The 18,610-nt window shown below is 71.3% G+C and carries 17 protein-coding genes and 2 rRNA genes; 9 read left to right on the plus strand and 10 right to left on the minus strand.

Going from position 1 to position 18,610, the window contains the following annotated elements:
• Nucleotides 1-54 precede the first annotated feature (54 nt).
• Together ABZ865_RS28585 and ABZ865_RS28590 are read left to right on the plus strand one after the other, a co-directional pair.
• Complete coding sequence (locus tag ABZ865_RS28585) at nt 55-624, plus strand: GNAT family N-acetyltransferase (RefSeq protein ID WP_361236295.1); 570 nt, start codon at nt 55-57, stop codon at nt 622-624.
• Between the two features lie 63 nt (nt 625-687).
• Complete coding sequence (locus ABZ865_RS28590) at nt 688-1,863, plus strand: crosslink repair DNA glycosylase YcaQ family protein (RefSeq protein WP_361236298.1); 1,176 nt, start codon at nt 688-690, stop codon at nt 1,861-1,863.
• A gap of 3 nt (nt 1,864-1,866) precedes the next feature.
• Here ABZ865_RS28590 and ABZ865_RS28595 read toward each other — a convergent pair whose 3' ends face one another.
• The 6 genes from ABZ865_RS28595 to mtrA all read right to left on the minus strand — a co-directional run bounded on the left by ABZ865_RS28595 (nt 1,867) and on the right by mtrA (nt 9,497).
• Entirely contained in the window at nt 1,867-2,613 is a 747-nt protein-coding gene (locus ABZ865_RS28595; RefSeq protein ID WP_361236301.1) for a response regulator transcription factor, read from the minus strand.
• A 203-nt stretch (nt 2,614-2,816) separates the two neighbouring features.
• Entirely contained in the window at nt 2,817-3,506 is a 690-nt protein-coding gene (raiA, locus tag ABZ865_RS28600) for a ribosome-associated translation inhibitor RaiA (protein ID WP_361236304.1), read from the minus strand.
• Nucleotides 3,507-3,817: 311 nt separating this feature from the next.
• On the minus strand, nt 3,818-4,756 hold the full coding sequence (locus ABZ865_RS28605) for a ComF family protein (protein WP_361236307.1): 939 nt from the start codon (nt 4,754-4,756) through the stop codon (nt 3,818-3,820).
• Between the two features lie 125 nt (nt 4,757-4,881).
• Entirely contained in the window at nt 4,882-6,720 is a 1,839-nt protein-coding gene (locus tag ABZ865_RS28610) for an LpqB family beta-propeller domain-containing protein (RefSeq protein WP_361236310.1), read from the minus strand.
• Complete coding sequence (gene mtrB, locus ABZ865_RS28615; protein WP_361236313.1) at nt 6,710-8,806, minus strand: MtrAB system histidine kinase MtrB; 2,097 nt, start codon at nt 8,804-8,806, stop codon at nt 6,710-6,712. The genes ABZ865_RS28610 and mtrB overlap by 11 nt, the downstream gene beginning before the upstream one ends.
• Before the next feature lies 1 nt (nt 8,807).
• Entirely contained in the window at nt 8,808-9,497 is a 690-nt protein-coding gene (gene mtrA / locus ABZ865_RS28620; RefSeq protein ID WP_191870552.1) for a two-component system response regulator MtrA, read from the minus strand.
• Between the two features lie 349 nt (nt 9,498-9,846).
• Between mtrA and ABZ865_RS28625 the strand changes: the two genes are divergently transcribed.
• On the plus strand, nt 9,847-10,050 hold the full coding sequence (locus tag ABZ865_RS28625) for a hypothetical protein (RefSeq protein WP_361236316.1): 204 nt from the start codon (nt 9,847-9,849) through the stop codon (nt 10,048-10,050).
• 146 nt (nt 10,051-10,196) lie between these two features.
• Here ABZ865_RS28625 and ABZ865_RS28630 read toward each other — a convergent pair whose 3' ends face one another.
• A complete protein-coding gene (locus tag ABZ865_RS28630) occupies nt 10,197-10,433 on the minus strand; it encodes a hypothetical protein (protein ID WP_361236319.1) in 237 nt (78 codons plus the stop codon).
• A 387-nt stretch (nt 10,434-10,820) separates the two neighbouring features.
• On the opposite strand from ABZ865_RS28630, the gene ABZ865_RS28635 reads away from it, so the two are divergent.
• Entirely contained in the window at nt 10,821-10,928 is a 108-nt protein-coding gene (locus ABZ865_RS28635; protein ID WP_361236322.1) for a helix-turn-helix domain-containing protein, read from the plus strand.
• Between the two features lie 364 nt (nt 10,929-11,292).
• On the opposite strand, the gene mtnA is transcribed toward ABZ865_RS28635, so the two are convergent.
• Nucleotides 11,293-12,411, minus strand: a complete 1,119-nt coding sequence (gene mtnA, locus ABZ865_RS28640) for an S-methyl-5-thioribose-1-phosphate isomerase (RefSeq protein ID WP_361236325.1) — start codon at nt 12,409-12,411, stop codon at nt 11,293-11,295.
• Nucleotides 12,412-12,551: 140 nt separating this feature from the next.
• On the opposite strand from mtnA, the gene ABZ865_RS28645 reads away from it, so the two are divergent.
• Genes ABZ865_RS28645 through ABZ865_RS28665 form a run of 5 tightly spaced genes read left to right on the plus strand, consistent with a single transcriptional unit; the run spans nt 12,552 to nt 18,216 of the window.
• A complete protein-coding gene (locus tag ABZ865_RS28645; RefSeq protein ID WP_361236327.1) occupies nt 12,552-13,925 on the plus strand; it encodes a proline-rich domain-containing protein in 1,374 nt (457 codons plus the stop codon).
• A 4-nt stretch (nt 13,926-13,929) separates the two neighbouring features.
• Nucleotides 13,930-14,721, plus strand: a complete 792-nt coding sequence (locus ABZ865_RS28650) for a DUF4129 domain-containing protein (protein WP_361236330.1) — start codon at nt 13,930-13,932, stop codon at nt 14,719-14,721.
• Nucleotides 14,718-15,917: a DUF4350 domain-containing protein gene (locus ABZ865_RS28655; RefSeq protein ID WP_361236333.1), complete on the plus strand. Its 1,200-nt coding sequence runs from the start codon at nt 14,718-14,720 to the stop codon at nt 15,915-15,917. The genes ABZ865_RS28650 and ABZ865_RS28655 overlap by 4 nt, the downstream gene beginning before the upstream one ends.
• Nucleotides 15,917-16,906 (plus strand): MoxR family ATPase, encoded by a 990-nt coding sequence (locus tag ABZ865_RS28660; RefSeq protein ID WP_361236388.1) that lies wholly within the window; start codon nt 15,917-15,919, stop codon nt 16,904-16,906. The genes ABZ865_RS28655 and ABZ865_RS28660 overlap by 1 nt, the downstream gene beginning before the upstream one ends.
• Nucleotides 16,906-18,216 (plus strand): DUF58 domain-containing protein, encoded by a 1,311-nt coding sequence (locus tag ABZ865_RS28665; RefSeq protein ID WP_361236336.1) that lies wholly within the window; start codon nt 16,906-16,908, stop codon nt 18,214-18,216. The genes ABZ865_RS28660 and ABZ865_RS28665 overlap by 1 nt, the downstream gene beginning before the upstream one ends.
• 107 nt (nt 18,217-18,323) lie before the next feature.
• On the opposite strand, the gene rrf is transcribed toward ABZ865_RS28665, so the two are convergent.
• Nucleotides 18,324-18,440 (minus strand): 5S ribosomal RNA (rrf, locus tag ABZ865_RS28670).
• A 70-nt stretch (nt 18,441-18,510) separates the two neighbouring features.
• Nucleotides 18,511-18,610, minus strand: a 23S ribosomal RNA gene (locus ABZ865_RS28675); the annotation flags it as partial.

The raw sequence follows: 18,610 nt of genomic DNA on the forward strand, positions 1-18,610 counted from the left end.
CACTCACGGCGAAAACCTATGGCGGGGCGCGGGGCGTCGGACAAGAATCGGCCGATGGAACCCGTCACGCTGACCACCGACCGTCTCTTCTTGCGCGCCGTGGGCCCGGCCGACACCGAGGCGGTGTACGCGGCCGCCCAGGATCCCGACATCCAGCGCTGGACCACGATCCCCTCGCCCTATCTGCCCGAGCACGCCCGCGGCTTCACGGAGGAGATGGTCCCCGACGGCTGGTCGCAGGGCTCGATGTTCACCTTCGGGGTCTTCCTCACCGGCGGAGAGCTGGCCGGCATGCTCGGCCTGACGATGCGGGCGCTCGGCGTGGCCGAGGTCGGCTTCTGGGCGACCAAGGAACACCGTGGCCGCGGCTATGTCACGGAGGCCACGCTCGCCGCCTGCCGGTGGATCTTCACGGAGCTGGGCGTCGACCGTGTCGAGTGGCGCGCCGAGGTCGGCAACGCCGGCTCGCGCGCGGTGGCCGAGCGCGCGGGCTTCACCGTCGAGGGCACCCTGCGCTCCGCGATCAACAACAAGGGGGTACGACGGGACTGCTGGGTCGGCTCCCTGCTCCCCTCGGACCTGGGCCTGCCGTCCACGGCCCCGTACCTGCCCGCGCCCTCCTGACCTCCGCCGGACGAAAGCGCAGCTCACCGCGGACTGTCAGTGGCACCCCCTATCGTCCGACCCATGACGACCCTTCCGCGCCCCACCACCTCGCTCACCACGGACGACGCCCGCCGTATCGCCCTGCGGGCCCAGGGCTTCCTCGGCGCGCCCGACCGGCGGGGCGGTGTCCGCGGGGTGCTCCGCCACCTCGGCGCGGTCCAGCTCGACACGATCTCGGTGCTCGCCCGCTCCCACGAACTGGTCCCGTACGCACGCCTGGGCGCGGTCGGCCGCAAGACCGTGGAGTCGGCCTACTGGAGCGACACGCACGCCTTCGAGTACTGGTCCCACGCCGCGTGCATCCTCCCGGTCGAGGAGTGGCCGCACTTCGCCTTCCGCCGCCGCGGCTACCGCAACCGCCCGCACTGGAACCACCAGCTGCCCGACGGCGCCTACGACCAGGTCATCAAGCAGCTGCGCGCGGAAGGGCCGCTGACGGCCACGGAGCTGGGCGGCGCGAAGAAGACCAACGACTGGTGGGACTGGTCCGGCACCAAGGTCGCCGTGGAGCGCGCCCTGATGTACGGCGAGGTGGTCTGCGTCCAGCGCCGTGGCTGGAAGCGGGTGTACGACCTCGCCGAGCGCGCGATCCCGGAGGCGCTGCTGCACGACGAGCTGGACGACACCGAGTGCGTGCGCCGTCTGGTCCGCCTCGCCGGTGAGTCGCTCGGCGTCGGCACGCGCGCGGACATCGCCGACTACCACCGTCTCAAGGGCGAGCAGGTGGACGCGGTGATCGCCGACTCGGGGCTGGTGCCGGTCGAGGTCGAGGGCTGGGGCAGGCCCGCCTGGGCGGACCCGGCCGCCCTGGCGACGCCGCCGCGGGGCCGGCACCGGACCACGCTGCTGTCCCCGTTCGACTCGCTGATCTGGGAGCGGGCGCGCACGGAGCGGATCTTCGGCTTCACCCACCGCCTGGAGGCCTACGTCCCCCGGCAGAAGCGGGTGTACGGCTATTTCGCAATGCCGGTGCTGGCCGGCGGCCGGCTGGTCGGCAGGGTCGACCCGGCGCGCGAGGGCCACACCCTGGTGGCCAAGCAGGTCACCCTGGACGGCCCGAAGGCCGTCCCCGCGGTCGCGCAGGCCCTGATCGAGGCGGCGACGTGGGTGAACTGCACGGACGTCCGGGTGGAGCGCGTGGACGCCCCCGAACTCCGCGAGCCGCTGACCAGAGAACTCGCCCGCGCCCTCGCCTAAGCGCTAGCGGATCTCGAGGATCTTCTCCCGCATCGCGTAGACGACCGCCTCCATCCTGGAGTGCAGCTGCAGCTTCTCCAGGATGTTGCGCACGTGGTTCTTCACGGTGTTCTCGGAGATGAACAGCTCCTTGGCGATGTCCCTGTTGTTCATCCCCGTGGCGACGAGCTTGAGGACCTCCAGCTCGCGGTCGGTCAGCCGGGGCGCGGGCACCAGCCGGCGCTCGTCGGTCCGCTGGATCATCGACTTGAACTCGGTGAGGAGTTTGGACGCCATGGACGGGCTGATCTGCGACTGCCCGTCGGCCACCGCGCGGATGGCGGTGGCCACCTCGTCCGTGGAGATCTCCTTGAGCAGGTATCCGGTCGCGCCCGCCTTGATCGCGTCGTAGAGGTCGGCCTCCTCGTCGCTGATCGTCAGCATGATGATCTTCGCGCTGGGGGCGACCTCCTTGATGGAGGTGCAGGCCTCGATCCCGCCCCGCCTAGGCATCCGTACGTCCATCAGCACGATGTCGGGCAGCAGGTCGGCGGCCTTGTCGACGGCCTCGGCCCCGTCGCCCGCCTCGCCCACGACCTGGATGTCCTCCTCGGCCGCGAGCACGATCTCCAGGCCACGGCGGAAGAGGGCGTGGTCGTCCACGACCAGGACCCTGATCGGCTCCTTGCGTGGAGAGTCCGCGTCCGAACCCACGCCGATGAGGCCGTCGTCGGCGTCCGCGTCGCGCATCGGTCCGAAGGTGTCCGCCATCGTTCCTCCCCCTGAAGGCTGTGGCCTGTGGTCCTGTGCCATCGCCAACCCAAGGCAGCGGCCCACCGGTTGGGCCGGTGCGGCCATGATTTCATGCCCGGACGACACCGAGGTGACGTGCGGGGCGCGAACTGGTCGCACACCGGTGCCCCTGGGGGCGCACACGCGCTCCAGGGGCACCTGCTCCGCTTCGGCCGGACGGCTCAGCCGCCCAGCGTGCCGCCTGCCGCTGGCGGCGCCTCAGCGACCATCGCTTCCGTGCTGAGGTGGATGACGCCGTAGTCGTAGGCGTGGCGCCGATAGACGACGCTCGGCTCCTTGGTCTCGGAGTCGACGAACAAGTAGAAGTCGTGGCCGACCAGCTCCATCTCGTAGAGGGCCTGGTCGAGGCTCATCGGGGCAGCGACGTGGGTCTTCTCGCGGACGACCAGGGGACCTTCGCCCTTGACCTCCAGCGAGCCGATCTTCTTGGTCGGCACCCCCTCCGTGTCCTCGTCGTGGACGGGAACGCCCGTGCCGTTGAGCGTCGCCACGCCGGGGACGCGATCGGGGACCTCGGCCGCCGGGATCCGTCGTGCGCCGCGGCGCACCACACGCTTGTCGTGCTGCTTGCGCAGCCGGGCGTCCAGCTTCTCCGCGGCGATGTCGAGTGCCGCGTACGGATCGCTGGCCGACGCCTCCGCCCGGATCACCGGACCGCGGGAGCGGAGCGTGATCTCCACTCGGTCACAGCGGTCGGACTGTCGGGGGTTGGGCTCCTTGGACACCTCGACGTCGAGGCTGATCACCTTGCCATCGAGCTTCTGGATCTTCTCCAGGTTCAGCTTCTCGGCCACGTGCTTGCGGAACCGCTCGGGCACCTCGGTCTTGCGGCCTTTGACGACGATGTCCACGCAGAACTCCGTTCCCGGATCGCTCCGCTCCAAGGCGGAGCGTCTCCCTTTTGCACCAGGCTCCGGAAGCCCCGGAACCTCGGACTCGGTGACTCCACCTCCTCCTCCCCCATGGGCAAGATCTCCACCCCGCCGAAGGGGGTGATTGCGCAAAACCCGCAGCGCAGCATTCGGATATGGGAGGTGTGGCCTGCGCCTTTCCTCTCAACCGAACATATCTCGCCCGGCCGGATGTCGTCACCCTCTACTGCGGCGTACCTCCGTTCAGGTGAATTGACGCTCTCGCTACCTGCAACGATGCAAGTTCGCCCTCAGTTCCTGTTTATTTCGAAAGAATCCCTGGGACCGGCGACCACGGCGGCGTGGAGCGCCTCTCCGTTGACGTTCGGCGCGCCCTTTTCCGGTGCCCCATGCACCGAGTTCCCCCTCCCCGATCGTGGTCCCGTCCGTTGTTCCCCCCTTCCTTCCCGAGTTGCGGCTTCGTACACGGTCCGTGCCCCCTCACTTTTGCCTTCGCGGCGGGAACCGGTCGTGTCCCGCAGAGCCCGTGCCGCCTCCGCGAGACTGGCGCCCGTCGTGATCAGGTCGTCGACGAGCACGACACGGCCTCCGTCGAGCAGCCGTGCCCCGCCGGCCGTCACCTCCAGCGCGCCGGCGACGTTCTCCAGGCGCCGCCGCGCACCCAGTCCCGCCTGGTCCGCCACGGCCCGCCGCTGCCGCAGCACGGCCGCCACCCGGGCCGGTGTCCCGGTGCGCCGCAGCTCCCCGGCCGCGGCGAGCGCCATCCGCCGCACCGGATCGTGCCCCCGCGCCCGCACGGCCCACCGCGCGGAGGGCACCGGCACGAGCACCACGGGCCCGGACCCCCGCCGTCCGGCCGCCACAGCGCCGACGTCGCCGGCCGTACCACCGGCATGACCGACACCACCGGCACCACTGTCACCACCGACCGCGCCTGTCGCGAGACCCGCGCGCACGGCTCCCGCCAAGGCCGAGCCCAGCGCACCCGCGAGTGCCAGCGCACCCCGCTCCTTGTGCGCGAGGAGGAGCGCCCGCACCTCCTCCGCGTACGGCGCCGCCGCGTGCACCACCGGCAGCCCGGGCGGCTCCGGCATCGGTCGCACCCGGCGCGGCACGGCACTGCTCAGGGCCGCCCGGCACCGCGGGCAGAGGACCGTACGAGGTGCTCCGCAGCCTCCGCACTCGGCCGGAAGCACCAGGTCGCTGAGGTCCTGCCACCACCTCCGCATGGCCACCACTGTGCCAAGACCCGGGAGGACCGGCCACCCCTGTGGACAACGCCCTGTGGACAAGCCGGGACAGCGCCGTATGCTCCTCACCCGCACGCGTGAGGCCGGTTCAGGCGGGGCGCAGCTCAGCCCGGATAGACCGGCGCCGTCCCGTCCTTGTCCACCTTCTGCCACTGCGCGCCGGTCGGCAGCCGCACGATCCCGTCCTCCGAGTAGGCCACCAGCGGCACCCGTTCGTCCTCGGAGGCGGCGATGGCCTTCACGCCCGACAGGGCGGCGGGCGCGGGGCCCTCCAGCGTGGAACCGTCGACCTGGACGTACCGCATCTGGTGCACGCCCCCCTGTTCACGGCCGACCACGACCAGCCGGCTGTCGCCCGCCCAGGACATCGCCGTGACCAGCTCCATGTCGGGGGCGGCCGGACGCGGGTCGACCACCGCCGGGCCGTCGTCCGACTCGTCGTCCCGCTCGATCCTGCCGATGAGCAGCGAGTGCTTGCCGTCCTTCTTCGCCACGACCAGCGCGACCCGCACCCCGTCGGCGGCCACCCGCACGTCCTCGATGCGGCCGGGCAGATCCGGCAGGGCGACCTCCACCGGCTTGTCCCCGCCCTGCTCCAGGACGTACAGCCGCTGATGGCGCGGATCCCGGTCGGCCACCCACAGGTCGCCGCGGGCGTCCCAGCTCGGGTTGGTCAGCCGGTCGTGCTGCGCGTTCACGCCCTGGCTGGTGACCACCGGATTCCCGAGCGCGGCGCCCACGGCCATGGAGGTCACGTACAGCCCCCTGCCGTCGGCGCTGACCCCGGCCACGGTGTACTCGTCCCGTGAGACGGCGACCGACCGCAGATCCTTGACTCCCTCACCGAACACGCCCGGCACCGGAGCGCCGCTGGTCCCGGTGGAACCGGTCGGCAGCCGCACCAGCCGGTGCTTGCCGTCGAGGAAGTACAGGTACTGGGGGCTCTGCGCCGAGGCGTGCCAGGCACCGGCCTCCGCACGCTCCTCCGTCAGCTCGCACAACCGGTGCCCGCCGGGCCCCTGCAACTCGACCGACTCCAGCGTCGGCGTCAGGTTCCGCAACGTGAACAGCAGCTGGGTTGCCATCTCCGTGCACCGGGCCAATCCGACCCGGGAGGCCTTGTCGTTGAGCGGCACCGTGAGTCTGTTCTGGTCGTCCGGGGTCAGGCCCGTCGTGTCCTTCTGCAGGGCCGTACCGGTCGGGAAGCTGGACCTGACCACCGGTTCGAGCCGGCTGGTGGGCCCGCTCAGCAGCGAGCGCACCATCTGGGTCATCGGGTCGACCTTGCTGCGCACGAACACCGGGTCGGCGACCGCCACCGGCTCCCCGTTCGCCCCGACCCTGGTGTGCGTGGCGAAGTAGTACTTGTCGACGGACGTGTAGTTGCGCTGGAAGTCCGACTTGCCCATGACGATGCCCTCGGGCGGCGCGTCGATGCGCCACTGCCCGCTCTTGGGGTCCTTCGTCAGGTGCACCTTGGTGCGGTAGGAGCCGTCGGCGGGCGCGTAGGCCTGCTGTGCGTCCACCGTGGCGACCTGGTTGCCCGCCAGGACGTAGGTACGGCTCTCGGCCTGGTCCCGGCCGCTCGGCGGGGAATCGGTGGCGATGCTCGGCCCGTCGGCGAGGACGGTGGTCAAGCGCTCCGGTCGCCAGGTGCGCGCGGCGTCGGCCGTGAGGTACTTGCGGGCCGTGTCGTACCGCGGATCGTCGCTGGTCATCGCCTCCAGGAAGCCCTGCATGATCTCGCTGTAGGAGGCGTTCTCGGCGGGCGGCATCGCGAACACGCGCACGCCGGTGTCCTGCCGGGGTGTGGACTCGACGTTCCGCAGGTCCCCGCTGTCGGGCATCGAGGCGCAGCCCGCCAGCAGTACGGCCCCACAGGCGGCGTACGCCACCGCGCGTCCCGGCCGGCGCCGGGCGCCCCCCTCGCGGTCAGCGCCCACGAAATGCCTCCCCTGGCTCGGTCGAGTCCTGCTGTCCGGGCGAATCCGGGCGTCCCTTGCCCGGGCCGGACGACGGCCCTGCGGGCTTGTCGTCGGGGCGCTGTGCGCCACCGCCGGGCCGAGGCACCACGCGCGCGCCGTTGCTGTTGCCGGGCAGGGCGGTCGGGTCGGCCACGGGGGTGGCACCGGCCCGGCGCGCCGGGATCTGGGCGCCCGGCGGCAGCGGCGGCACCTGGCCGCCGGGCTGCACCGGAACGGTCGCCCGCTTCTCCCCGCTCCCACGGCGCCGACCCTCGTCGTCGAGTCCGCGGTTGCGGCGCGAGTCCTTGGGCTCCAGCGGTATCGGCGAACCCCGCAGCGGCTCGTCCGCGGTCCGCGGCAGCGTCAGCCGGAACTGGGAGCCGCCGCCCGGCTCGCCCCAGGCCTGCAGCCAGCCGCCGTGCAGCCGGGCGTCCTCCAGGGCGATCGACAGCCCCAGGCCCGTACCGCCGGTGGTACGCGCGCGTGCCGGGTCGGCCCGCCAGAAGCGGCTGAAGACGCGGGTGGCCTCGCCGGGCTTGAGCCCGACGCCGTAGTCGCGCACCGCGATGGCGACCGCGCCGCCCGCGGCGGCGAGCTTGACGATGACGTCCTTGCCCTCGCCGTGCTCGACGGCGTTGACGACGAGGTTGCGCAGGACGCGCTCCACGCGCCGGGCATCGGCCTCGGCGACGACGGGCTGCTGGTCGCCGATGACACGTATGTGGCTGCCCTTGCGCTCGGCGAGCGGCTCGGCACCGCCGACCACCCGGCGCACGACCTCCCTGAGGTCTATCGGCTCGGCCTCCAGCGCCGCCGCGCCCGCGTCGAAGCGGCTGATCTCCAGCAGGTCCGCGAGCAGCGACTCGAACCGGTCCAACTGGTCGGCGAGCAGCTCGGCGGACCGCGCGGTCACCGGATCGAAGTCCTCGCGGGCCTCGTGGATGACGTCGGCGGCCATCCGCACGGTTGTCAGCGGGGTGCGCAGCTCGTGCGAGACGTCCGACACGAACCGCCGCTGCATCCGCGACAGATCCTCCAGCTGCTGGATCTTCAGCTGCAGGTTCTGCGCCATCTTGTTGAAGGCCTCCCCCAGACGGGCGATGTCGTCCTCGCCGGTGACCTTCATCCGCTCCTGCAGCCGGCCGGCGGACAACCGCTCCGCGATCCCGGCCGCCATCCGCACCGGCGTCACGACCTGCCGCACCACCAGCCAGGCGATCGCCCCGAGGAGTACGACGACGAAGAGCCCCGCGGTCGCGAGCGTGCCCTTGACCAGGCTCAGGGACTTCTCCTCCTGCGTGAGCGGGAAGAGGTAGTACAGCTCGTACGGGTGGCCGTTGGGGTCGTTGACCTGCTTGCCGATGACCAGCGCGGGCTGGGACTCCTTGCCGTTGCTGTAGACGATCCGGGTGTAGCTCTGCGCGGCGGTCGTACTGCTGTTGACCCGCTCGCGCAGCCCGGCGGGCACGCTGTCGGTCGGGCTGACGTACCCGGAACCGCGCGGGCTGCGTCCGCCGCCGCTGTCGTCGCCGACGGGCAGCGTCACCACGTCGAAGGCGCCCGCGCCACCGCTGGACAGCGACTCCACGAGGTCGCTCATCCACTGAATGACGTTCTGCGACTGCTGTCCGTCGGTGGCCGACACGCCGTCGGCCGCGCCGTTGCCGTTGGCGCCGGCGGCGGCCTCGTCGGCCTTCTGCTTGGCCACCGCGAACCCGCCGGTGGCCTGGCTCTGGGAGGCCTTCACCTTCGCGTCCAGCAGGCCGTTGCGCACCTGCCCGATCACGACGAAGCCCAGTAGCAGGACGACACCCAGCGACATCAGCAGGGTCGTGGCGACGACCCGCAGCTGGATGTTGCGCCGCCACAGCCGCATGACCGGCAGCAGCGGCCGCCGCACCCACCGCATGAACAGACGGACGACCGGGCTGCCCTGGACCCCGCCCTGCAGCAGCCCGCCCTCGAAGAGGCGTCCCCAGCGCGAACCCGCCGACTTCATGCCGACAGCCCGCCCCGGGCGGTCCCCGGACCGGCCGGGAGCCGAAGCGGCACTGTCCCCGGACATGTCAGCTCGGCCCGGCCTTGTAACCGACGCCGCGGACGGTCACCACGATCTCCGGCCGCTCCGGGTCCTTCTCGACCTTGGAGCGCAGCCGCTGGACGTGCACGTTGACGAGTCGCGTGTCGGCCGCGTGCCGATAGCCCCACACCTGCTCGAGCAGCACCTCGCGGGTGAACACCTGCCACGGCTTGCGCGCGAGCGCGACCAGCAGGTCGAACTCGAGCGGGGTCAGCGCGATCGACTGCCCGTCCCGCTTCACGGAGTGCCCGGCCACGTCGATCACCAGGTCACCGATGGTGAGCTGCTCCGGCGCCGGCTCCTCCGACCGCCGCAGCCGCGCCCGGATGCGGGCCACCAGCTCCTTCGGCTTGAACGGCTTCACGATGTAGTCGTCGGCGCCCGACTCCAGGCCCACGACGACGTCGACGGTGTCGCTCTTTGCCGTGAGCATCACGATCGGCACCCCGGACTCCGCCCGGATCAGGCGGCACACCTCGATGCCGTCCCGGCCGGGCAGCATCAGGTCGAGCAGCACCAGATCTGGCTTGGTCTCGCGGAAAGCGGCCAGCGCCTTGTCGCCGTCGGCTACGAAAGACGGCTCAAAACCTTCACCACGCAGCACGATGCCGAGCATCTCGGCCAGTGCGGTGTCGTCGTCGACGACAAGGACTCGTCCCTTCATAAACGACATCATCCCATTCTCGTAACGACGACAGAGGCGCAGGTGAGGCAGGTCACTGGCCCGTGACGATAGTCGTACGGGGCCGTCACTGTCTGCCCCTGTCCGCCGACGTGGATGTCAGTCGCGGATGTCAGCTCGCCTGCCGGATGTCCCGACAATAGCGAGCGATGTACCGCGACTGCGTGGGGGCCAGAGGCAGGCTCCGAGCTTGGCTCGATCGACTCTGCCACTTCCGCACATACGCCCCTACTGTTCGCATCCATGACGAAAGCGGTGCGTCTGTACTGGCGGTTGCGGCCCTCATCGTCGCGTGCGCGCAGGGGATCTTGCGCACCGCACGAGTGCTCGATACAACCGCCTTGTGGCAAGCAACTCCGAGCTGAAGGCACGGTGGACCAAGGATAAAGCGGGAGCCGTCCTGGCCTCCACAACCGCCTTTCTCTTCACGTCCAGCCCTGCCCAGGAAACGGCGAACCACCTGCACTACGAGTACGCCCATACGGTCGCCGCTCTCGTCAGCTTGGCGGTTGCATACATCGCTTACTGGGTGGGCTGCGCGCAATGAGGAAGCTTCCCTGACGGTTCTCGGTCGGTTCAGCGGAGCTGGCGTGCCCGACGGGTCGGCACGGTCCCTGCGACTCTCCCGGCTACGCTCGCGCGGGAGCGCCCCGCAGCGCGTGGCTGCGGGGCGTTCCTAGCGCCTAGTGGGGTTTAGTCGACCGGCTGCCCGTTGCCCGTGCCGCCCCTGCAGGTCCCGGGAGCGCCCGGAGTCGGTTTCGACCAATCGACCGTTCCGCCGCCCTGCTCGCACTCACCGGGGGTGAGGGCGGCGCCGCCGCCCTGACTCGGGGTGAGGCTGGTGGCGGTGGCGGTGGCGGCGCCTGTGAGGCCGAGTCCGGCGAGGGCTGCCGTGGCGATGCCGGCGGCGAGGATGCGTCGAATGCGCATTCGGTTCCCCTTTCACGGATTGCCTTGATTGGGGCACTAATCAGCTTGATGTTCATCCATGTGGGTGGCGCGTCATGTTGGGCCGTTCGGGTGACAGGGCTGTCGGATGCGGGGTCGGTGGGGCGACCCGCCGGACAGCACACCTAGGTCGGCGTAGCGACTTGGCCGGGAGCTGCTTTGGCGCGAGTGATCATGGCCCCTTACGCTGGCCCGCGGATCGGGCAGGCTTAGCAACCGCCTCGTACCGTCCAAGCCCCTGCATCGGACACTCCCGCGAGCACCCCCGAAGACGCTCGGGCCAAGGCCGTACGACAGCTCGTAGAGCCGGGCAAAGAGCGGGTCCGCCTCGCCTCCGAGTTGGAGCGGCTGGACACCCATCTCCGCCCCTTGATCCTCGAAGCCATCAGCGCCGGCGTCCCCACCCGCCGCGTCGCCGAACTCACCGGGATCTCCCGCGCCACCGTGGCCCGTTGGGGCAAGGACGCGGAGAAGTGAAAGTTAGGCCGCACCCGTCGACACCGAGCGCGGCCTCGTCCGATTCGAAGGAGTCGAGGCCATCGCAGAAGAGTCCTGCCCGACCTGTTCCGGCACCTGCGTCACCACCGATGATGGTTCCGTGACCGGAAAGCCCGGCAAGTCCGTCCCCTGCTCGTGTTCCCTCGGCTCACACAGCCTCGACGGGGCGCCCGAGGGGGCCCACTACACCGTGAGCCTGCGGCTCTCCCTCAACCCCGGCGAATGCGCATGTGGGGGCACTGGGTGGCTGCACGGCGGCTTCTACGCCTGGCAAGGCGAGGTACACCTTGCAGCGGACGAACGATGCCCTCTTCACGCCACCTGATATGGCATTGCCCTGATGTCAGCCACAGATGTCGGCAAGAGCCTCCCGTGTCACGGGCGAAACAACGCCCTCTTCGGTGACGATCGCCGTCACCAGCTCGGGCGGAGTCACGTCGAACGCCGGGTTGTACGCCTGGGTTCCCAGGGGAGCCACCGGAATCCCGCCTCCCGCTCCCGTCACCGGCACCTGGGGTGCTGTGACCTCGGTCACCTCATAGCCGGGGCGCTGCTCGACCTCGATGGATACCCCGTCCGGCGTCTCCGGATCCACCGTCGTCACCGGCGCCACCACGATGAACGGCACATGGTGGTACCGCGCGAGCACCGCGAGCGGATAGCTCCCCACCTTGTTCGCCACCGAACCGTCGGCCGCGATCCGGTCCGCACCGATCAGTACCGCGTCCACCTCTCCCGCCGCGAACAGCGAACCGGCCGCGTTGTCGGTGAGCAAGGTGTACGCCATGCCGCTGCGAGCCGCTTCGTATGCCGTCAGGCGAGCACCTTGCAGCAACGGACGCGTTTCGTCCACCCACAGGCGCCTCAGCCGCCCGTCCCGATGTGCGGCCAGGGCCACCGCGAACGCCGTTCCCTCCCCGCCCGACACCAGCGATCCGCTGTTGCAGTGGGTCAGGATCCGGTGCCCGCCGCCCGGCAGCAGCTCGTCCAGCAGGGCCAGTCCGTGGGCGGCCATCCTGGCGCTGGCCTCGGCGTCCTCCCGGTGCAGCGTCCGCGCCGCGGCCAGCGCCGCCGTCGCCGCCTCGCCGGCGTCGCCGGTGGCCGCGAGCGAGGCCCGATAGGCGGCCTCCGCCCGGCGCACCCCGACGGAGAGGTTCACGGCGGTCGGCCGGGCGCCCTCGAGCGCACGGGCGGCCTCCTCCACGTCGAAGCCCCGCGCGGCCGCCAGCGCGACGCCGTACGCCCCCGCGATGCCGAGCACCGGCGCCCCGCGCACGGCGAGCGAACGGATCGCCTCCACCAGCGCCGGCGCGTCCGTGCACACCAGCTCGACCTCCTCGGCCGGGAGCTTCGTCTGGTCGAGAAGGACCAGTACGGGACCTTCGGGTGGCTCCTCCCATCGCAGAACGGGTATCCCTGTCGGCCGCTTGTCCTCGTCCGGTCGCGCGCGCTGATCAGCCATGCGGTCAGTCTGCCCCGTATCCACCGGACAATTGAAGGAGCGCAGCCCCTACCGCTGCCGGTCACGCGGAGACCGCCCCATGGCACGATGTCTGCCAACCTGCCGCCGCGACCGCGGACGGGCACCGTGAAGGAGCTTCGATGACTGACACTCCGGGCTGGGCGTCGCCCGGATCCGCCCCGTCGAACGACGGGCGGGAGCCCGGTGCGCCCGGCCCCGCCGAGCCTGCCGACCGTCCTGGCCCCACCGAGCCCTCCGCACAGCCGGGCGCGCATCCGCAGGGCCCAGGCGCGAAGTGGTCCGACCAGCAGCCACCGGCCGGCCAGTGGTCCGCGCCCACCGGAGCACCGAACCCCGGCCAGACCCCGCCGCCTCCGCCGCCGCCCGGCCCGGGCTGGGGCGGACAGCCGCCCGGCGGCCCCACCGGCCCCGGCGGCTACGGAGGCCCCGGCTGGGGCGGCCCGGGCGGTTACGGTGCCCCCGGCCCCTACGGAGCCTGGGGCGGCGGCTGGGGCGGTCCCCCGCCCGCGGCCAAGCCCGGCGTGATCCCGCTGCGCCCGCTCGGCGTCGGCGAGATCCTCGACGGCGCCGTCTCCACCATGCGCACCTACTGGCGCACGGTCCTCGGCATCTCGCTGACGGTCTCGGTCGTCACCCAGCTCGGCGTGATCCTGCTGCAGGGCGTCATCCTCGACGACACCACCAACACCCTCAACGACCCCAGCGCCTCCGCGGAGGAGATACTCCGGTCCTTCGGCACGATCATGGCCGGCGCCGGTGTCGTCGCCCTGGTCACCGTGATCGGCACCATCATCTCGACCGCTCTGCTGACGACCGTCACCAGCCGTGCCGTCCTCGGCAAGCCGGTCACCGCCGGCGAGGCCTGGCGCGAAGCCCGCCCTCAGGTCCCGAGGCTGTTCGGTCTGCTCCTCCTGCTGGGCCTCATCTCCGTCGGCGTCCTGGTCGCCGGCGCGCTGCCCGGCCTCATCGCCGCCTTCGCCGGCAACGAGCCGGTCACCATCACCCTGCTCGTCCTGGGCATCCTCGCCGCCATCGTCGTCATGGTGTGGCTGACGGTCCGCTTCTCCCTGGCCTCGCCGGCGCTGATGCTGGAGCGGCAGGGCATCGTGAAGTCGATCAGCCGGTCCACCAAGCTGGTCCGCGGCTCCTGGTGGCGCATCCTCGGCATCCAGTTGCTCGCCGGGATCATCGCCAACATCGTCTCCTCGATCGTCGTGATCCCCTTCACCTTCATCGCGGCCGCCGTGAGCGGCGAGGGAATGACGGGCCTGTTCGCCACCAGCCCGCACCCCGCCAACTGGTCGTTCCTGATCATCACCGGCATCGGCTCGGTGATCGGCTCCATGATCACGCTCCCGATCAACGCGGGCGTCACCGTGCTCCTCTACATCGACCAACGCATCCGCCGCGAGGCCCTCGACCTCGAACTGGCCCGCGCCGCCGGTGTCCAGGACTACGGCGTCGGCGCCCCCGGCCCGGTCCCGGGGAGCTGATGGGGTGAGCCTGACGGGGGGAGTTCTGACGGCGGCGCCTGCCCTGCCCGGCGCCGCCGGCTCGGCCGTACAACGCCTGCTGCGCTCGGCGGACACGGCAGCCACGGCTGTCACGGCACTCGGCGGCTCCGGAGACGAGCCGCCCGTGACCATCCCGCGCGACCCCGCGCGTGAGGCGGCACGCCGCGAGCTGTCGAAAGGGATGTACCACGAGAACGACCCCAGCCTGTTCCAGCGTGCCCTGAACAAGTTCTGGGACTGGATCGGCCGACTCTTCGACTCGGCCGGCTCCGTGACCCCGGGCGGCACGCTCGGCCTCGTCGTCGTGGTCCTGTTCGTCGTCGCCGTCCTCGCCGCGCTGTGGTGGCGCCTGGGCACTCCGCGCCGCCGACCCACCTCCGCCGCCACCCTGTTCGACGAGCGCCCCCGCAGCGCCGCCGAACACCGCGCGGCCAGCGAGGCACACGCCGCCCAGGGTCACTGGAACCAGGCCGTCCAGGAACGCATGCGGGCCATCGTCCGCTCCCTGGAGGAGCGCGCCCTGCTCGACAACCGCCCCGGCCGCACCGCCGACGAGGCGGCGGCCGAAGCCGGACGCGCCCTGCCCGCGCACACCGACCGACTGCGCTCCGCCGCTCGGGAGTTCGACGACGTCACATACGGCGGACGCAGGGCGAGCGAACTGTCGTACCGGCGCATCGCCGAACTCGACATCGACCTGGAACGCACCCGCCCGACCCTCGCGAACAGCGCCTCCAGCACAGCCCACAACACCCCCCAGGGGGGCGCCAAATGAGCACCCGGGCCATGGCAGCGCCGACCACTTCCGTCTCGCCCACCACCCGCCAGGTGTGGACCCGCGCGCGAGGCATCGTCCTCGCCGTCGTGCTGCTCCTGATCGCGGCCGTCGCGATCGCCGTCGTCCGCTCGCAGACCCGGCACGGCGACCTCGACCCACGCTCCGCCGACCCCTACGGCAGCCGCGCCGTCGCCGAACTCCTCGCCGACCGGGGCGTCTCCACACGCGTGGTCACCTCGCTCAAGGCGGCGCGTGCCGCGGCCGGCCCGGACACCACCCTCCTCGTGGCCGTACCCGACCTTTTGACCCACCGTCAACAAAGCCAACTGCACTCCGCGACGGCATCCTCCGGCGGGCGCACCGTCCTCGTCGCCGCCGGCGCCTGGTCGGTCGAGCGACTCGCCCCCGGTGTCACCGCGGATCCCGCCACCAGCATCGACTCGGCACTCGACCCCGACTGCACCCTGCCCGAGGCCCGACGCGCCGGCCGCGCCGACACCGGCGGCGTCCGCTACACCACTACCGACCTGGACGCCGACTCCTGCTACCCCAGTGGCCGTCTCGCCACCCTGATCCGCGTCCCCGCGGCCTCCGGGAACGGCGACACCATCGTCCTCGGCGCGCCCGACATCCTCCTCAACGACCGCCTCGACGAGCAGGGAAACGCCTCGCTCGCCCTCCAACTCCTCGGCTCCCGCCCCCATTTGGTCTGGTACCTCCCCTCGCTCGCCGACTCCCCCGTCACCGACTCCGGCGACCGCAAGAGCATCCTCGACCTGCTCCCCTCGGGCTGGCTGTGGGGCACACTGCAGCTGTTCATCGCCGCGGCCCTCGCCGCCTTCTGGCGGGGACGCCGGTTCGGCCCCCTCGTGGCCGAACGACTCCCCGTCGCGATCCGCGCCTCCGAAACCGTCGAAGGCCGCGCCCGCCTCTACCGCAAGGCCAACGCCCGCGACCGCGCGGCCGCCGCCCTGCGCTCCACCACCCGCACGCGCCTCGCCCCCCTCGTCGGCGTCCCCGTCGCCCAGGCGCACGCCCCCGAAGCCCTGCTCCCCGCCCTGTCCGCCCACCTGCACGGCGACGGACAGAATCTGCACTCCCTCCTCTTCGGACCGCCGCCCGGCGACGACGCGGCCCTCATCGCACTCACCGACCAACTCGACGCCCTCGAAAGAGAGGTACGCCGTTCATGATGGACCCGACCACTGACAACGCCGGGAACCACGGGGACGCGGGCGCCGCCCGAGCTTCCCTCGAGGCCCTGCGCGCCGAGATCGCCAAAGCCGTGGTCGGCCAGGACCCCGCCGTGACCGGCCTCGTCGTCGCCCTCCTCTGCCGCGGACACGTTCTCCTTGAAGGAGTCCCTGGAGTCGCCAAAACGTTGCTCGTCCGCGCACTCGCATCCGCGCTCGAACTCGACACCAAGCGTGTCCAGTTCACGCCCGACCTGATGCCGAGCGACGTCACCGGCTCCCTCGTCTACGACACCCGCACCGCCGAGTTCTCCTTCCAGCCGGGCCCGGTCTTCACCAACCTCCTCCTCGCGGACGAGATCAACCGCACCCCACCGAAGACCCAGTCCTCCCTCCTGGAAGCCATGGAGGAACGGCAGGTCACGGTCGACGGCACCCCTCGTCCCCTGCCCGACCCGTTCCTGGTCGCGGCCACCCAGAACCCGGTCGAGTACGAGGGCACCTACCCCCTGCCCGAGGCCCAACTGGACCGCTTTCTCCTGAAACTGACGATCCCTCTGCCGTCCCGGCAAGACGAGATCGACGTCCTCACGCGGCACGCCTCGGGCTTCAACCCGCGCGATCTGCACGCCGCCGGCGTACGCCCCGTCGCCGGACCCGCGGACCTGGAGGCCGCCCGCGCCGCCGTCGCCAAGACGGCCGTCTCCCCCGAGATCACCGCCTACGTGGTGGACATCTGCCGCGCCACCCGCGAGTCGCCCTCCCTCACCCTGGGCGTCTCCCCGCGCGGCGCCACCGCACTCCTCGCGACCTCGCGTGCCTGGGCCTGGCTGACGGGCCGTGACTACGTCATCCCCGACGACGTGAAGGCCCTCTCCCTGCCCACCCTGCGCCACCGGATCCAATTGCGCCCCGAGGCCGAGATGGAGGGCGTGACCGCCGACTCCGTCATCAACGCCATCCTCGCCCACGTCCCGGTACCCCGCTGATGGCGCTCACCGGCCGCGCCGCCCTCCTGGCGGCCCTCGGCTCCATTCCCGTCGGCGTCCTGGAACCCGGCTGGACGGGCATCCTCGCGGTCAACGGGTCCCTGGCGCTGGCCTGTGCCTGCGACTACGCGCTCGCCGCGCCCGTACGACGTCTCGTCCTGAGCCGCTCCGGCGACACCTCCACACGGCTCGGCGAGACCGCCGACGTCACCCTCACCCTTGCCAACCCGTCCCGCCGCCTTCTGCGGGCACGCGTGCGGGACGCCTGGCCACCCAGCAGCTGGCAGCCCGGCACCGAAGTGGAAGGCTCCCGGCATCGCATCACGGTCCCGCCCGGCGAACGCCGCCGTGTGACCACCCGGCTGCGCCCCACCCGGCGAGGCGACCGTCAGGCCGACCGCGTGACCATCCGCTCCTACGGCCCCCTCGGCCTCTTCTCCCGGCAGGGCGCCCACAAAGTGCCCTGGACCGTACGAGTCCTGCCCCCGTTCACCAGCCGCAAGCACCTGCCGTCGAAACTCGCCCGATTGCGTGAACTCGACGGTCGCACCAGTGTGCTGACCCGCGGCGAGGGCACCGAGTTCGACAGCCTTCGCGAGTACGTCCCCGGCGACGACACCCGCTCGATCGACTGGCGGGCGACCGCCCGCCACTCCACGGTCGCCGTACGCACCTGGCGGCCCGAACGCGACCGCCACATCCTCTTGGCCCTGGACACCGGTCGCACCTCGGCCGGCCGTGTGGGTGATGCACCCCGCCTGGACGCCGCTCTGGACGCGGCCCTCCTCCTGGCGGCACTCGCCTCCCGCGCGGGCGATCGCGTGGACCTGCTGGCCTACGACCGCCGGATCCGCGCCCTGGTCCAGGGCCGCTCCGCCGGTGACGTCCTTCCATCCCTGGTCAACGCGATGGCGACGCTGGAGCCGGAGCTCGTCGAAACCGACGCCCGCGGACTCACGGCGACGGCCCTGCGTACGGCTCGTCGAGGTTCACTGCTCGTGCTGTTCACGTCGCTCGACGCGGCACCGGTGGAACAGGGCCTGCTACCCGTGCTCCCACAGCTCACCAAGCGCCACACGGTTCTCATTGCTTCCGTGGCCGACCCGCACGTCGCCCGTATGGCGCAGGCCAGAGGGGACGCCGAGGCGGTGTACGACGCGGCGGCAGCGGCTCAGGCGCAGAGCGAACGGCAACGTACGGCGGAACAGCTGCGCCGGCATGGGGTGACGGTGGTGGACGCGACCCCGGACGATCTGGCGTCGGCGCTGGCGGATGCCTATCTCGCTCTGAAAGCGGCGGGCCGACTTTGATGCATCAATGCGTCGAGGCGTCGTGATCCGCTCCCCTCTTCGGAGGGAAACCGCTCCTGAACGCAGAAAACCCCCGCATCGTTGATGCGGGGGTTTTCCCAAGAATTGTTCGGCGGCGTCCTACTCTCCCACAGGGTCCCCCCTGCAGTACCATCGGCGCTGTGAGGCTTAGCTTCCGGGTTCGGAATGTAACCGGGCGTTTCCCTCACGCTATGACCACCGAAACACTATGAAACAATCAACAACCGTTGGCTGTTCGTGGTTTCAGAACCAACACAGTGGACGCGAGCAACTGAGGACAAGCCCTCGGCCTATTAGTACCGGTCACCTCCACACGTTACCGTGCTTCCAGATCCGGCCTATCAACCCAGTCGTCTACTGGGAGCCTTACCCC

Origin of the sequence: Streptomyces sp. NPDC047085 (assembly GCF_040643735.1) — a bacterium.
Classification (GTDB): domain Bacteria; phylum Actinomycetota; class Actinomycetes; order Streptomycetales; family Streptomycetaceae; genus Streptomyces.

Coding starts and splice junctions, on each gene's coding strand:
- ABZ865_RS28665 (WP_361236336.1), top strand. CDS start 16,906: ATGGCGCTCACCGGCCGCGCCGCCCTCCTGGCGGCCCTCGGCTCCATT.
- ABZ865_RS28655 (WP_361236333.1), top strand. CDS start 14,718: ATGAGCACCCGGGCCATGGCAGCGCCGACCACTTCCGTCTCGCCCACC.
- ABZ865_RS28605 (WP_361236307.1), bottom strand. CDS start 4,756: ATGCGGAGGTGGTGGCAGGACCTCAGCGACCTGGTGCTTCCGGCCGAG.
- ABZ865_RS28595 (WP_361236301.1), bottom strand. CDS start 2,613: ATGGCGGACACCTTCGGACCGATGCGCGACGCGGACGCCGACGACGGC.
- ABZ865_RS28590 (WP_361236298.1), top strand. CDS start 688: ATGACGACCCTTCCGCGCCCCACCACCTCGCTCACCACGGACGACGCC.
- ABZ865_RS28645 (WP_361236327.1), top strand. CDS start 12,552: ATGACTGACACTCCGGGCTGGGCGTCGCCCGGATCCGCCCCGTCGAAC.
- ABZ865_RS28630 (WP_361236319.1), bottom strand. CDS start 10,433: ATGCGCATTCGACGCATCCTCGCCGCCGGCATCGCCACGGCAGCCCTC.
- mtnA (WP_361236325.1), bottom strand. CDS start 12,411: ATGGCTGATCAGCGCGCGCGACCGGACGAGGACAAGCGGCCGACAGGG.
- mtrB (WP_361236313.1), bottom strand. CDS start 8,806: ATGTCCGGGGACAGTGCCGCTTCGGCTCCCGGCCGGTCCGGGGACCGC.
- mtrA (WP_191870552.1), bottom strand. CDS start 9,497: ATGATGTCGTTTATGAAGGGACGAGTCCTTGTCGTCGACGACGACACC.
- ABZ865_RS28660 (WP_361236388.1), top strand. CDS start 15,917: ATGGACCCGACCACTGACAACGCCGGGAACCACGGGGACGCGGGCGCC.
- ABZ865_RS28585 (WP_361236295.1), top strand. CDS start 55: ATGGAACCCGTCACGCTGACCACCGACCGTCTCTTCTTGCGCGCCGTG.